The following is a 13,342-nucleotide window of genomic DNA, read 5'->3' as shown; positions in this document are numbered from 1 at the left end:
AAAATATCAACAGTTTCTCTGGCGCTACAGAATAAGGGTAGCGTTGTCGAGGGAGGGGGCTGGTTTAGCTAAAGGATAAAATTATGGTTGGTATTCGTTCCATTCTCCCAACCAGTAATATCCCCTTAGAGAGTTTTATGGGTTTAACATATTAAAGGTTTCTTATGATTGATTATCATTATGAATTGAATGACATTCGTGAATATATTAATAAATTATCTATTGGGAGGATTGAATACATTGATAAAATAAGCGCACCATTCATTCCTGATTTATCTGATAGCTTTAAATTAGATGGTTCTAATGTCGTTCTGATAGGGCAGGAGACTAATGGCTGGCACGGTAATTTGTTTAACGCCATCAGTGATGAAGAAAAAATAGACAAAATAATATGTAACAGTAAATCATCGCATAAAAAACTTTTATCGCAAGGTAAGGTTGATAGTTCATTTCTTCGCTACATACATAAAATAAAAGAGTCTAATAATGGTGAGCTTGTTCAATGGCTTAATTTTTATCTTTGTGATTACAAAAAATCATCATTTTTTAATCTTAAAGGAAAAAACAATGATCTATATGAGTTCATCACAAAAAAATCAGTTTCTATATTATCTCGCCAGTTAAATAAACTCAAACCAAAGGTTATATTTTTTGCTGGTAAGTACCATAACAATTTCCCATTATTAGAAGATGCTATGAATTTAACTTCGCGTGAGAAATTAACTTCTAAAAATAAAAAAATAAGCTTGATGTTATGGAATGGAGAAACGTTAGTCATTAGAATCCCCCACCCTGGTTCATGGAGTAAGGTTTCAAGGCAGGCTAGATTAGATGCTATTGATTACATGAAGTTATTTAATTCTCTTAATGATGTCGAACAGTTTAAAAAAATAACGCAAGTTCCTTCGATATGTCATGTTTAGAACATGAAAGGAACGATTGGCGTTATTAAAAATAATATCGTTCTTACCGTAAAACCGTGGCCAGTGTTACTTGGCCACTATATCTACTTAGCTTTGTGCTGCGGCGATACGTTTTCCAACCTCGGCGGAAAGGTCTATTACGACGCTTGCAGGACGCATCATTACGACGAAATCAGTGATCTTACCCGCATCATTAAATTCAATAATATCGACACCGGTGAGAAGTTCGTCACCCATGCTGGCTTTGAACTCTAAAACGTAACCTGATTTGCTGGAAAAGTGTCTAGCATACTGAAAGTTTTCAAGTACGCTGAAGACTGCTGGCAGAATCACCATCAGTGGCCCCTTGCCGTGGTAGGGGTCTAATGTCGACGGGTTACTGAAAACAACATCTTCAGCCAGTAAATCAGGCAGCCGTTTCCAATCGGCTTCAGCGACGATGCGATGCCACTCCTGAAGCCCGGACTGCACCGCTGCATTAGGTGAGGCCTGTTGGATGTTGTGCTGGCTATTCTGTTCTGCGTTACTCATATTTATTTCCTTCCACTTATTAGTCATAAGATAATTAATGCCATTTCACAGCAGATAAAAAACATGGCAGTTTTGGGTATTTTCTCTAACAATCAGTCTCAGAATGGTGTTAGGAAATATGCCCATCTCACAGGAAAATTTAATATGGGCACGACTTCCTTTTTAGATCATGGAGTCGTGCTAGTGCTGACATTTACCATTTTAAGAAATAGCCGGTTTTCAATTGCTATAGCGTGCGGCTGCACGGCTGTTGCTGAAACCTTGGGCAAGCAGCATTCTTGCATGCTCAAATGCATTCCATTCCTCAATGTCAGGAACAGGAGGGATTGTGACCAGCTCCTGACGGTCAAAACCGATAAGTGCGGCGTTGACTAACTCTTCTACCTCCATGACGTCAGGCACGTTGCTGATATCAGCTCCGATACGCTCGTAAATTTCAGTGCGCGTGGCGGCAGGCAGGACAGCCTGGATATAAATATCTCTAGCATTCAGCTCACTTGCCAGGCTTTGAGAGAGAGTCAGAACATAAGACTTAGTGGCTGCATAAATACCCTGAGAGTATTCGGGTAATAGCGCCAGCACCGAGGCAATATTAATGACAGATCCACGACCTTCCTTTACCATCGCTTTTACCGCAGCAGAAGCGAGAAGGGTGGGCGCAACAACGTTAAGCTGCAGAAGATTTTGCATCTTCTCTGGCTCTGCTTCTGCAAATCCGCCCGCCAAACCTGCGCCTGCATTGTTGACAAGAATATCAATGAAAGGGCCGTCCTGAAGGCGCTGAATCACCTGTTCAAGTTGGGTGTTTTCTGTCAGATCGGCAGTTATCACCTCGATGTCAACGGCATGAGCGCTGCGCAATTCAGTAGCTAGATTTTCGAGACGTTCAGTTGCGCGTGCAACCAGTACCAGGTTGTGACCACGCGCTGCGAGACGGCGTGCGTATTCAGCACCGATGCCACTGGATGCACCGGTAATAAGGGCTGTTGTCATATTTTATATTTCCTAATCATTGTTCAATAATGAATATGTAAAAAAGGTAAAAGCAGAACACCGATTGAAATCCTGAGAATGGGCTTTCCAATATCGGCATTTTTTAATTGTCTTTTAATAAAAACTGATAGGGCATAAATTCAGCTCGGTTAATTCCTATAAATAAGTAATGAAATTATTATTCATCATGAAATAGAATTGTCAGTCACGTGACTTAAGGCTGAGCATCACATAATGTTCGTAATGTCCTACGCCATTTTTCACAACCGGATCTTCTGACGTTAGTGCGCTGATATCCTGTTCATCGGCGATTTGAAACAGCGATACGCCATAACCACCATTTTCATCAATGACAGGACCATGAGCAATGATAGTGCCATGATCCATCAGGCTATTAAGGTAAATACCATGCTGGGTCATTAATGATTTTTCATGCTCGGTCATTGTTGACAGAAAGTCACTTCTTGGAGGAATAAATTTGCACAAATAAAATTTCACAATCTTCTCCTAGTACATGATATTTTTAATATGAACAAGTGTTAATTAGACGGTACGGAATCATAGTCACACTAGACTTAACCCGAAATATGATAAGAGCATATTCATCACGCAGAGTTATTTAAACAGACATTATCTCAATGCAATGAATGTAAAACTTCCCCGTGTCAGTCCAGAAAAAATATGTGGATGATGATGATCAAACAGCACTCTTCACGCTCTTAATAATTGAACTTTCAAACATGCCAGGCGCGTACTGTTGCAGGAAAAGAATCATCCCCGTCATCTTGCCAACCGGATTACTGAATTTAGGTTTTTTTGCCTCGATGAGATTACCGATAGTTCTCACTACGGCTTCCGGAGATTCGGCGTCCTCAATTCCTTTTTGCGTAGCGGCATTGGCCTGAAGACGATAAGAATCATAATCCTTAATACGTTCTCCGGTGGCTGCGACGGCATTATGGCCAAGATTAGTTTTAAACCATACCGGTTCGACCATACTTACGCTGATGTTGAAATGCTCAAGTTCAAAACGCAGTGATTTGAAGTAGCCTTGTACTGCATGTTTTGACGCGGTGTAGTAGGAGAGGTTGGGTGGCCCTATCAGGCCGACAATCGAACTGACCGTGATAATCTGCCCATGTTTTTGTTCTCTGAATAAAGGGAGAAGAGCATTCGTTACCCGCACAGTTCCCCAAAAATTAGTTTCGAACTGCTTCCTACCCAAATCGATCGACGTTTCTTCAGCCAGGCCTGTCACCATATAGCCAGCATTATTGATAAGTACGTCTAAACGGCCGACTTCGCTTATCACATTTTGTCTGAAAGCGGCAACGGAGTCCTCATTGTCAATGTCAAGTTTCAGCAATTTGAATGGGACATTGTGTTGGTGCTTCTCGGGTTCACGGCTGGTACCAATGACTGTGTGTCCGATTTTTTGCAGACTTTTGGCAACGAGCAATCCAAAACCTGAGGATGCTCCCGTGATGATGATCGTTTTTTTCATGCTGTTGTATCCTGTGAAGCACCGCTAACAAGCGATTTTTATGAAACCTGATGCACTTAGCTGACAGCAGTCGCGCTGCTATTTCCCGCAGTTGCAGATCAATAAGCAGTGCTGCTGACGTGTCAGAAAAGAGGCCCTTGTCTATCTGGTCTACGCGTTCCTCAATATTGGACGCTTGACGAAATGGATGTTAGTATCGTTTAGATATTGAGTCAATACAAAAAAGATAGTTACAAGGCAGGACAGCGTTCCCGGGTATCCAATTTTGAAAATGTGTTTTAAAATCAATTAAGTTCCAACCTAATTTTAGTGAATATTATGAAAAATAAAGATTTCTCAAGCGGATCTTGTCCTATTGCAAGAAGCCTCGTTTTTTTAGGGGATGCATGGACAGTGCTGATACTCAGGGATGCCCATGCCGGAATGACTCGTTTTGATCAATTCCGTAAAAGTCTGGGCATTGTGCCAACGATGTTAACCAAGCGACTGGCCTCACTGACTCAGGAAAATCTTCTGCAAAAGAGGCTGTATTCAGAACATCCACCACGCGAGGAATACGTTCTCACAGAGTCGGGACGGGACTTTTTACCTGTGCTGTTTATGTATGAAGCATGGGGACGAAAATACCGCGGAGAAGGTGAACTCATGCGGATCCTTGATGATGAAACTGGACTTGAAGTGCAGCCTGTCGCGATAGACCGTATTAACGGTGCTGAAATCGGTACCAGACCGTTTCACATCGTGCAGCCTAAAGATAGCGGAAATGTAACTCAAGATGGAGGCAGTAATGACATTGTCAGGAGCTGAGCAAAATACATGGATAAATCGTCCTGAATATTCAGAAGTTAGCGAAGACAGAATAGTCATAGTGAGTGATGCGCACACGGACTTTTGGGAAAACACGCACTATGACTTCAGCCATTACACCGGACATGCGTACGGGAAAGAAACTGAGAGCGATTTCACTTTTCAGGTCAGAATCAAAGCGGATTTCAAAGCGCTGTACGATCAGGCTGGGGTTTTCATTGGAGGAACGGAGACTGCCTGGATTAAGGCCGGAATAGAATTTAATGATGGACAGCCAGCTATCGGATGCGTTGTCACTGACAATAACTCTGACTGGTCGACAGGAGTTTTTCCGGGAAATCCAGACGACTTTTGGATGCGGGTAACATCTAAAGGCGACGTCATACGCATCCAATATTCGATTGACGGGAAAAATTGGCCCTTGCTGAGGTTGTGTACATGGCCAGGGACAGGAAAAAAATTCATTGGCGTCATGTGCTGTTCTCCTAAAAGAAAGGGATTAAGCGCCGAGTTTACCGACATCTTATTGACTCCTCCGTTCGATAAGGAGCTTCACGACCTTTCGTAGTAACAAGCAATACCGATGTTCATAAATCCGCGGTTAAAAGGTCATGGAGTTTATTATGTACGGTCATATACGACATAACGGTGTCAATATTGCGTTTGAGAGTTTTGGCGATGAATCGACAGAAGTTATCATCCTTGCCGCTGGACTTGGATCTCAGATGATCAGTTGGTCGGATGCATTTTGTCAAAACGTTGTAAGCAGAGGCTATCGTGTTATTCGTTTTGATCACCGCGATGTAGGGTGTTCCTCACATTTCTACGACTCTCCTGTTCCAAATATGGGGGAGGTTAATAAAGCCATGTCAGCAAACCGTCAACCAGACGTTCCTTACACGTTAGATGATATGGCGGGGGATTTAATTGGTCTGATGGATGGCCTTTCCATCGCAGCGGCACATTTTGTAGGCAGGTCAATGGGGGGGATGATCACCCAGATTATTGCCGCTCATCACCCTGAAAGGGTGCTGTCGCTCTCAATAATTATGTCGAGTTCCGGAAACCCTTCTTTGCCACAGACAACGTCGGACGTCATGGCTCTGATGACGCAGCCTGCTCCCAATCCTTTCCTTAATGAACCCGAATATCTCAATCACCGCCTGCGACTGGCTGAGCGGTTAGCGGGTAAGATCTATCCCTTTGATGTCGAAAGGTACCGCAGCCAATTCAAAGAGGAACTCAGGCGTTCTTTCAACCCTGAGGGATTTGCAAGACACATGGCGGCGCTTGTTGCTTCTGGAGATCGGCGGGCACTGCTGGCCAGGATAGCGGCTCCGACACTGGTGATCCACGGAACTGATGACCCTCTGTTTGTACCTTCACATGGTGAAGACGTTGCCATAAATATCCCAGGAGCGGAATTTATGCTTATTGACGGCATGGGACATGATATTCCGAATCAGCTAAATACCCTCGTTACTGATGCTGTAGTACGGGTCGCACAATGCTGGCATTAGAGATCCTCGTTACGTCCTATCTAGGGAAGCGAGTTTTCTTTTGAAAGTTACTTTTAAAAACATTCAAATCAGGCTCTTACAGGAATGAAATAAGATGATACGAATCCCGCATCATGATGCATTTGCAAAAGTCGAGCAGATACATAAGGGCTGGTCAAGCGACAAGAAGTACTATGTGGAGACTGCCGGGGGAGAAAAGTACCTGCTTCGCACTTCCGATGCCTCCGAATACGAAAAAAAGAAGTCTGAGTTTGAGATAATGCAGAAGTTTACTGACGCTGGAATCAAGCTCTCTTTTCCTGTCGACTTTGGCGTATCTGATAATGGCAAGAGCGTCTATCAGCTTCTCTCCTGGATCGAGGGCGGAGAGGCTTTGGAGGTGCTGGAAACTCTTACTGAAGACGAGCAGTATGTTTATGGCAAGAAGGCTGCTGATATGCTGAGGCAAATGGAAAAAATTGACCATAAGCCAGCATCGCCTGAATGGGCTCAGCTCTATGGAGAAAGAATTGAAAAATACATTGAGCGTTATTTAAACTGCCAAGAAACCATCGAAGATGCAGATAAGCTCATCGTATATCTGCGTGAGAACATTAATCGGATCGGTGAGCGCCCGACAAGTTTGATGCACGAGGATTTCCAGACGGACAACATGGTAATTTCTCCGGAGGGAGAGTTGTACGCCATCGATTTTCAGATGTGCGGGAGTGTCGATCCCTATCTTGCCATGATGTCTGTTGATTTTACCGCAAGGTCTAGCGTTGCCTTCGCAGTGGGGCAGATAAACGGATATTTTGGTGAGGAAGTTCCAGATGAGTTCTGGAAGTTAGATGCATTCTACAGACTCACGGAGATGCTTTATGCCTATCCCATAGGCATAGGTCTTGGCGGAGAAGCAGCAGAAGAGATGCGGCAGATATTCGATGGCGTAGTAAAGCATTTGGATTTCGATAAGCCGAGCGCCCCAGATTGGTATGTGGAAAATAAGAAACGTTGGCAGTCTAAGGAGTGAGTGATGCCAGTTAATGCAGGATTCATGTTATAGGGACGTAGAACCTGCAATTCTTCCATAAAATAACAAACGGTTAAAAATTAGCGAAGCATGCTGTGTGGACTATGAACGATGATCAATGTGATACCTGAGTGGATACAACAATGACAAACAGGTTGCCATGTCCATCAGGATCCATTGCCGTTTACAGTCGGAGATAACCAACTGGTTGAGTGAGTACATGACGCAAGAAACGAGAGGGACGTCAGAAATTACTAACGTATTGATTTATCGCAACGTGGATGTGACTTATGAACTTATTTACCACTACAGGTGATTTAACATAATATACATTATGCGAACCAATGAGCAACCAGGCAGGAACTGGCAGTTTCGCTGAGCTATTGAATCGGTTATTCACGTAAAATTCTCTCAGCGCCTCTTTTCCTACCATCGCCGATGTTTCTGACGGCATGCGGTATGCTTTGAAGTCTGGCGAAAAACAGGCCACGAATGCATCTATATCATGCTCGTTATAAGCCTCAAACTGCGCTGCTACGGCCCACTCTGGTGACATTACTTCTCTCCGTTATACGTTTATATTCATCGTGCTACTGTGTCTGAATAGCCAAGTTAAAAACACGCTGTGCGATTTATCTGGGACTCAGGGTATTTTCCTCTACAATGTGTTTTCCAGCTCGCTTACTAGGTCCATTCCCATGCCCAGACTGACTCAGAAAGACATGACAGAAAGTGAACAGCGTCAACTTAAGACGTTACTCGATCAGGCGAGAAAAAAACAGGATCGTCCGCTGACCAATTCTGAGAGTAATCATATTAAAGATGATTACATCGATAAACTGATGAAGGAACGTGAAGCCGTGGCAAAGCAAGCGCGGGCCGATAAGAAGAAAAATAAATTCAAGCCTGACTCCTCTACAACCTATGAATGGTCTGCTAATACGAATTTACGAGGCCGCCGCTAGCGTCCTGGCATTGGTGATTGAAAAAGATGCGTAATGGCCGCTGCTCGCACACTCTGACTTAATGCTTCCAGCGGCACAGAGCGGATATTCCAACGGTGCCAGTACAGGCGGATATCAATCGGGTTGCCGATTTGCAACTGAACCAGTTCGCTTTTTTCTGTATAAGGTGATGCCATATGTTCAGGGATCATCCCCCACCCTAGCCCTCTGAAAATAGCGCCGACAAAGGCTGCGGTTGAAGGGACAAATTGCTGAGGCGGTTCAATCACTTCAGGAATCAGAGATTCTATGAATAAGGACTGTAGCCGGTCTTTATTGTTAAATATCAGGAGCGGCGCTTTTTGCAAACTGTCTGCATTAATGCCGTCAGCAAAGTACGTATCGTGAAAAATCTGTGAGCAATAGGCGCGATAGCGCATCGTTCCCAGATATTCTACGCCGCATCCTTGAATCGGCTCCGAGCTGGCACTGACTGCAGCCATGACCCGACCTTCACGCAGTAACGTCGCTGAATGCTCCTGATCCTCAACGAGGATGTCGAGCAACATACCAGACTGGTGACAGGCATCTTCCATCGCATCCAGAAACCACCCATCTATAGAGTCCGCATTTACCGCCACTGAGATACTCTGTCTGGCTGGCATTTCAAGCGTACTGAAGAGCTCATGCTCCAACATATCTATCTGTTCTGCATGCCGAAGTAACGCTTGTCCCGTCGGCGTTGCACGGCAAGGATTCCCCCTTACGATCAATACCTGACCAAGCTGATCTTCCAATTGCTTGATACGCTGGCTGATGGCAGACGGCGTGACATGAAGTTTACGGGCCGCAACCTCAAAACTGCCGCTACGGACGATCTCCATGAACGCTCTCAGGCAAGGATAATTTAGGTGCATGGTTATTTTTTCTTAACAAGATCAGGATGATTTAATTTGCCTTAATTAAAGGAACGATACAACTTTCACAGAATTATGAATGCTATACGCGAATCGGGGAAAGTTTGGGGGAATGTGAACAGGCATTACAGGCGTGTCAGTCGGATATATCAGCCCGGCGACCTTATGGTCGCCGGGTGATGTGTGTGTTTTTATCTTAAAAGCGCGTGAGGTAAAGCGTGCTGCTGCTCCAGACGGAAATGCTCTATCGTTTGCGCCAACAGCATGGACTGATCTTCCAGCGAACTGGCGGCGGCAGACATCTGCTGTACCAATGCTGAGTTTTGCTGCGTTACGCCATCCATTTCATTGACGGCAATCGTTACCTGACTGATGCCTTTCGCCTGCTCATCCGATGCGGTGACAATCTCACCAATAATGCTTTGTACCGAACTGACGGCATGCGTCATATCCTGCATGGTTTTACCCGCATCGTTCACCAGTTTCACGCCGCTTTCAACACGCTTGCTGGACTCTTCAATCAGGGCGGCAATTTCTTTCACCGCGCTGGCGCTGCGCTGTGCCAGGCTGCGAACTTCCGATGCTACAACGGCGAATCCTCTTCCCTGCTCACCCGCTCGCGCCGCCTCTACCGCCGCGTTCAGCGCCAGGATGTTGGTCTGGAAAGCGATGCTGTTAATCATGGCGGTAATGTCGCCAATTTTCTTCGCACTATCGTCAATCTGCGACATCGTCTGCACCACCTGACTAACCAGCGATTCACCGCGCTGAGCTATCTTCGTGGCATTCTCTGTCAGAGTCGTGGCCTGATGGGCGTTGTTGGCATTATGTTTCACCGTGGCGGTGATCTCTTCCATGCTCGCTGCGGTTTGCTCCAGCGCGGCAGCCTGCTGCTCCGTACGCGAGGCAAGGTTGAGGTTGCCGCTGGCAATTTCCGCAGCGCCTTGTCGCACGGAATCACTGGCGTCTTTGATCTGTCCGACCACCTGACGCAACTGTGATTGCATCGTATTCAGCGCGAAGAACAGGCTGCTGCGATCGTTGTCTTTCACGTCAATCACATTACTCAGCCGCCCTTCGGCAACAGACAGCGCGATGGTTGCAGCTTCAAGCGGCTCGCCGCCAATAGGTTTAAGCACTTTACGGCTGAACACCCAGCCCAGCAGCGCGCTCACCAACAGAATGCTGATCACCATCATGATGACGGCATTGATCAACTGACGCTCAGATGCGGCCATCACTTGACTCACTGGCGCCACAATCCCGAGATACCATTTTTCCGTGCTGTTGCCGATGGTGACCGGCTGCCAGGTAACCAGCGCTTGTTCGCCCAGAATCGCATCGTCGTGCTGTACCACGGAAGACGTGAAATTGTCTGTCGGGCCTTGCCAGGCTTTGCTCGTCTGAGATTTCTCAGGATAAGAGATGACTTTACCGGCGCTGGATAACAGCATTGCGTAACCACCGCCTTCCCAAGGTTTAATCTGGTTAACTTTTTGTTGCAATGATGCAAGAGAAATGTCTGACGTGACGACGCCCCACAACTTCCCCTGACTGACAATCGGTGCGGCAACTGACGTCAGCAGCGTTGGAACGCCGTTGTAAGCATAGGTGTAGGGTTCGATAAGCGTATCTTTCTGGCTCTTTTGCGGCAGCAGGTAGTAATCGCCTTGGCCGGGTGTCAGATAAGAAAGCAGAGGATGCATGGTGTAATTGCCAGCCTGATCGCGGTCAACAAACCAGGCGTAGCGGCCTTTCGGTGCCTGACCTGGTTGATCGGCAAATTCGGCATCACGTCCGTCAAACACATTCTCTTCAAAAATGACTGAAATCGAGAGGTATTCTGGGTTGTCCCGCAGAGCATATTCCATCATTTTATCGACCACTGCGCGGTCTTTAATGCCTGCGGATGGCAAAGCAGCCAGCCCTTGCCCAAGGTTATGCGCCACATCACGGGCGTAGTTAAGTTCCTGCTGAATTCTCAGGGCTTCGCTTTGGGCGATTTGCTGTAAATAGCGCTCGGCCAAAGACTTTTGTTCACTACTGGACTGCCAACTGAGTACGCCGATGGTGACAGCGAAACCGAGTGCGATGGTGAATGCGCCAGTTAACAATACCTGGGCGCGGGTGCTCATTGTCTTTTTTTGTATTAATTGTTTGGCCATTATGGCTCTCCTGGTGTTGACCCTTATCGTAATCAACATTCCCTTGCAATGAGTTCCCTGCTACTTGTCTATCGGCGTTTTTTTTTTGAACTTTAGCGTAGCAGGAATGAACAAGAGATAAGGGCTGGAGGCCAATGGTCGTCGGAGATCGTTTTTTTACGTCATAGACTTAGCCGCAGTCTGATGATGAGCCCGATTCCAGACTTTTGTGCATGTTAAAACCAGTAATCTGGAATCCCTGTTTTTCATATAACGCCTTGGCGACTGAGTTACCCGTAGCCACTCTCAGTCCGACTTCGTTGATGCCTAACGCGGCAACCACCACGTCCATCGCTGCCAGTGACGCTTTACCGAAGCCGCGGCCACGCCAGGCTGGCAGAAGGCAAAAATCAGATATCCAAGCAGAGTTTCCGTTCAGAATCACCCACAAATAGCCGATGATTATGCCTTCGCCGTCTAAAGAATGAATACACCATAATTTATTGGCTGGCGTATGGATGCCTTGCGGCAGCGCAATATCGATGGATTGCGTGGCGATCGCCCTCGCCTTTTCCGCGCCATACCCTCGGGACTCTTGTAAATCCTGAGCATATTCAAGAATAAAGAACTGACGATAGTCGGGATAATCCGACTCGGTCATATCCGTTAAATTTACCATTGTATTCACTTTACCCAACCCGAGTGACGGCCAGCCTCACGGCTGTTATTCAGCAGTTTCAGCCATCACGTAATTTATTTTCAACATAATCAATATAATGACACAATCAGCGCGGTTCCGATAATACGAAACGAAACCGCGCAGAAACGTCAGGATGCGGTTTCAGATGCCGTTCTGGCCGCCCGGTCGCGAGCGGAAGAAGAACAAATAAAGGCCAGAATCACCATGACAAGCACCGGCAGCATGGCGATGCGTAACCCCGCCACCTCGCCAAGAAAGCCCAATGCAGGCGGACCCACGAGAAACGCAAAGTAGCCCAACGTTGCGGCAATAGTGACGCGAACAGCGCTGTTCTCTCCACTTCCTGCGGCAGAAATCGTGAGCGGAAACCCCAAAGATGCGCCAATCCCCCAGAAGATAACCGCAGCGGCGGCCAGCAGTGGCGTGTCGGAGAAGATGACCAGCGTCAGCCCCAGTGCGGCGGAAGCGGCACTGAATCGGAGAACATTGACCTTACCGAAGCGATCGACAAAATATCCTCCAGCAAAACGGCCCAGCGTCATACCCGCCGTAAACCCGACATACACTAGCGTCCCCGTCGTGTGGCCGAAGTTATGACCATCAATCATCAGTAACGGCAGCCAGTCGTTGGCAGAGCCTTCCGCAAGCGCCATCGCAAGAATAACCACACCCAGAATCAACAGCCGACTGTCTTTAAGTTCGTTGAAAACCTGAGTCTTGTAGTTCCCTTTTTCCTCTTGCCCGGAACTGGCCAAATCACTCAACCACGGCATTTGGCGCATCAGCAAAATAGCGGCGAGTATCGACAGCGCAACCACGACAACAAAATGCAGTGTCGTATTGATGCCAAAAGCCGTCATTGCCATCCCTGCCAGTGCACCAACCAGTGTTCCCAGGCTGAAGAATCCATGCAGTGTTGTCATCAGACTTTTATTCAGGTGTTGTTCAAACGCCGCACCTTCAATGTTGATGGCGATATCAACCAAGCCGACACCCGCACCGAAAATCAATAGCCCCATAAAGGCACTGGGCGTGCTCCGAATCGAAAGTGAAACGGCAAGCACAAGTAACCCAAGCAGAAGCAGCAGAAATCCACTGGCCATGGTTTTACGAATGCCGAGGACGTTAATGACTTTACCCGCAGCCAGTACCCCTAGCATGGAACCACATGAAAAACCGAACAGGATCATGCCCATTGTTTCCGTTGAAGCGTTTAGAACATCGCGCATCACAGGGGTTCGAGTCACCCAGGTTGCCCACGTAAAACCGGGGATGAACATCAGCCCGAACAGGGCGAATTTATTGATAGCGGGTTTTGTGGTCATAGCTCTCATCGTCTTTATTTAA

The 13,342-nt window shown here is 46.6% G+C and carries 15 protein-coding genes; 6 read left to right on the top strand and 9 right to left on the bottom strand.

Annotated features, from left to right (window positions below; genetic code table 11):
- The first annotated feature begins 164 nt into the window (after positions 1–164).
- Positions 165–923, top strand: a complete 759-nt coding sequence (locus tag DUT67_RS10730) for a hypothetical protein (protein ID WP_048260081.1) — start codon at positions 165–167, stop codon at positions 921–923.
- An 87-nt stretch (positions 924–1,010) separates the two neighbouring features.
- On the opposite strand, the gene DUT67_RS10725 is transcribed toward DUT67_RS10730, so the two are convergent.
- The 4 genes from DUT67_RS10725 to DUT67_RS10710 all read right to left on the bottom strand — a co-directional run bounded on the left by DUT67_RS10725 (position 1,011) and on the right by DUT67_RS10710 (position 3,951).
- On the bottom strand, positions 1,011–1,454 hold the full coding sequence (locus DUT67_RS10725; protein WP_053075311.1) for a nuclear transport factor 2 family protein: 444 nt from the start codon (positions 1,452–1,454) through the stop codon (positions 1,011–1,013).
- A 219-nt stretch (positions 1,455–1,673) separates the two neighbouring features.
- Positions 1,674–2,447 (bottom strand): SDR family oxidoreductase, encoded by a 774-nt coding sequence (locus tag DUT67_RS10720; RefSeq protein WP_048260080.1) that lies wholly within the window; start codon positions 2,445–2,447, stop codon positions 1,674–1,676.
- Positions 2,448–2,648: 201 nt separating this feature from the next.
- Complete coding sequence (locus DUT67_RS10715) at positions 2,649–2,945, bottom strand: YciI family protein (protein ID WP_048260079.1); 297 nt, start codon at positions 2,943–2,945, stop codon at positions 2,649–2,651.
- Between the two features lie 199 nt (positions 2,946–3,144).
- A complete protein-coding gene (locus DUT67_RS10710; RefSeq protein ID WP_048260078.1) occupies positions 3,145–3,951 on the bottom strand; it encodes an SDR family NAD(P)-dependent oxidoreductase in 807 nt (268 codons plus the stop codon).
- Positions 3,952–4,269: 318 nt separating this feature from the next.
- Here DUT67_RS10710 and DUT67_RS10705 point away from each other — a divergent pair, with 318 nt between their 5' ends.
- The 4 genes from DUT67_RS10705 (at position 4,270) to DUT67_RS10690 (ending at position 7,290) form a co-directional block, all read left to right on the top strand.
- Positions 4,270–4,758, top strand: coding sequence for a helix-turn-helix domain-containing protein (locus tag DUT67_RS10705; protein ID WP_048260077.1), 489 nt, complete (start codon positions 4,270–4,272; stop codon positions 4,756–4,758).
- Positions 4,727–5,326, top strand: a complete 600-nt coding sequence (locus DUT67_RS10700) for a DUF1349 domain-containing protein (RefSeq protein WP_113631996.1) — start codon at positions 4,727–4,729, stop codon at positions 5,324–5,326. Before DUT67_RS10705 ends, DUT67_RS10700 begins: the two co-directional genes overlap by 32 nt.
- A 55-nt stretch (positions 5,327–5,381) precedes the next feature.
- Positions 5,382–6,278 (top strand): alpha/beta fold hydrolase, encoded by an 897-nt coding sequence (locus DUT67_RS10695; protein WP_113631997.1) that lies wholly within the window; start codon positions 5,382–5,384, stop codon positions 6,276–6,278.
- Positions 6,279–6,372: 94 nt separating this feature from the next.
- Positions 6,373–7,290: an aminoglycoside phosphotransferase family protein gene (locus DUT67_RS10690; protein ID WP_113631998.1), complete on the top strand. Its 918-nt coding sequence runs from the start codon at positions 6,373–6,375 to the stop codon at positions 7,288–7,290.
- Between the two features lie 244 nt (positions 7,291–7,534).
- Here DUT67_RS10690 and DUT67_RS10685 read toward each other — a convergent pair whose 3' ends face one another.
- A complete protein-coding gene (locus tag DUT67_RS10685; protein ID WP_223254585.1) occupies positions 7,535–7,846 on the bottom strand; it encodes a nuclear transport factor 2 family protein in 312 nt (103 codons plus the stop codon).
- A 142-nt stretch (positions 7,847–7,988) separates the two neighbouring features.
- On the opposite strand from DUT67_RS10685, the gene DUT67_RS10680 reads away from it, so the two are divergent.
- Positions 7,989–8,255 carry a DUF3811 domain-containing protein gene (locus DUT67_RS10680; protein ID WP_048260072.1) on the top strand — a complete coding sequence of 89 codons (267 nt, stop codon included), beginning with the start codon at positions 7,989–7,991 and terminating at the stop codon, positions 8,253–8,255.
- On the opposite strand, the gene DUT67_RS10675 is transcribed toward DUT67_RS10680, so the two are convergent.
- The 4 genes from DUT67_RS10675 to DUT67_RS10660 form a co-directional block, all read right to left on the bottom strand.
- Positions 8,252–9,118 (bottom strand): HTH-type transcriptional regulator ArgP, encoded by an 867-nt coding sequence (locus DUT67_RS10675; RefSeq protein ID WP_368350130.1) that lies wholly within the window; start codon positions 9,116–9,118, stop codon positions 8,252–8,254. The two genes, DUT67_RS10680 and DUT67_RS10675, sit on opposite strands and share 4 nt — an antisense overlap.
- Before the next feature lie 224 nt (positions 9,119–9,342).
- On the bottom strand, positions 9,343–11,316 hold the full coding sequence (locus DUT67_RS10670; RefSeq protein WP_113632000.1) for a methyl-accepting chemotaxis protein: 1,974 nt from the start codon (positions 11,314–11,316) through the stop codon (positions 9,343–9,345).
- Between the two features lie 169 nt (positions 11,317–11,485).
- Positions 11,486–11,974, bottom strand: coding sequence for a GNAT family N-acetyltransferase (locus tag DUT67_RS10665; protein WP_113632001.1), 489 nt, complete (start codon positions 11,972–11,974; stop codon positions 11,486–11,488).
- Between the two features lie 149 nt (positions 11,975–12,123).
- Positions 12,124–13,320: an MFS transporter gene (locus DUT67_RS10660; protein WP_113632002.1), complete on the bottom strand. Its 1,197-nt coding sequence runs from the start codon at positions 13,318–13,320 to the stop codon at positions 12,124–12,126.
- Positions 13,321–13,342: the final 22 nt, after the last annotated feature.

The sequence above is a fragment of the Pectobacterium peruviense genome (assembly GCF_003312355.2).
Classification (GTDB): domain Bacteria; phylum Pseudomonadota; class Gammaproteobacteria; order Enterobacterales; family Enterobacteriaceae; genus Pectobacterium; species Pectobacterium peruviense.
Note: the sequence above shows the minus strand (reverse complement) of the source record. Positions and strands in the feature narration are given on the sequence as shown.

Bases quoted from the DNA above. Each gene is read 5' to 3' on its own strand.
- DUT67_RS10685 (WP_223254585.1), bottom strand. From the start codon at position 7,846: ATGTCACCAGAGTGGGCCGTAGCAGCGCAGTTTGAGGCTTATAACGAG.
- DUT67_RS10720 (WP_048260080.1), bottom strand. From the start codon at position 2,447: ATGACAACAGCCCTTATTACCGGTGCATCCAGTGGCATCGGTGCTGAA.
- DUT67_RS10670 (WP_113632000.1), bottom strand. From the start codon at position 11,316: ATGGCCAAACAATTAATACAAAAAAAGACAATGAGCACCCGCGCCCAG.
- DUT67_RS10730 (WP_048260081.1), top strand. From the start codon at position 165: ATGATTGATTATCATTATGAATTGAATGACATTCGTGAATATATTAAT.
- DUT67_RS10665 (WP_113632001.1), bottom strand. From the start codon at position 11,974: ATGGTAAATTTAACGGATATGACCGAGTCGGATTATCCCGACTATCGT.
- DUT67_RS10680 (WP_048260072.1), top strand. From the start codon at position 7,989: ATGCCCAGACTGACTCAGAAAGACATGACAGAAAGTGAACAGCGTCAA.
- DUT67_RS10705 (WP_048260077.1), top strand. From the start codon at position 4,270: ATGAAAAATAAAGATTTCTCAAGCGGATCTTGTCCTATTGCAAGAAGC.
- DUT67_RS10710 (WP_048260078.1), bottom strand. From the start codon at position 3,951: ATGAAAAAAACGATCATCATCACGGGAGCATCCTCAGGTTTTGGATTG.
- DUT67_RS10660 (WP_113632002.1), bottom strand. From the start codon at position 13,320: ATGACCACAAAACCCGCTATCAATAAATTCGCCCTGTTCGGGCTGATG.
- DUT67_RS10725 (WP_053075311.1), bottom strand. From the start codon at position 1,454: ATGAGTAACGCAGAACAGAATAGCCAGCACAACATCCAACAGGCCTCA.
- DUT67_RS10695 (WP_113631997.1), top strand. From the start codon at position 5,382: ATGTACGGTCATATACGACATAACGGTGTCAATATTGCGTTTGAGAGT.
- DUT67_RS10675 (WP_368350130.1), bottom strand. From the start codon at position 9,118: ATGGAGATCGTCCGTAGCGGCAGTTTTGAGGTTGCGGCCCGTAAACTT.
- DUT67_RS10690 (WP_113631998.1), top strand. From the start codon at position 6,373: ATGATACGAATCCCGCATCATGATGCATTTGCAAAAGTCGAGCAGATA.
- DUT67_RS10700 (WP_113631996.1), top strand. From the start codon at position 4,727: ATGGAGGCAGTAATGACATTGTCAGGAGCTGAGCAAAATACATGGATA.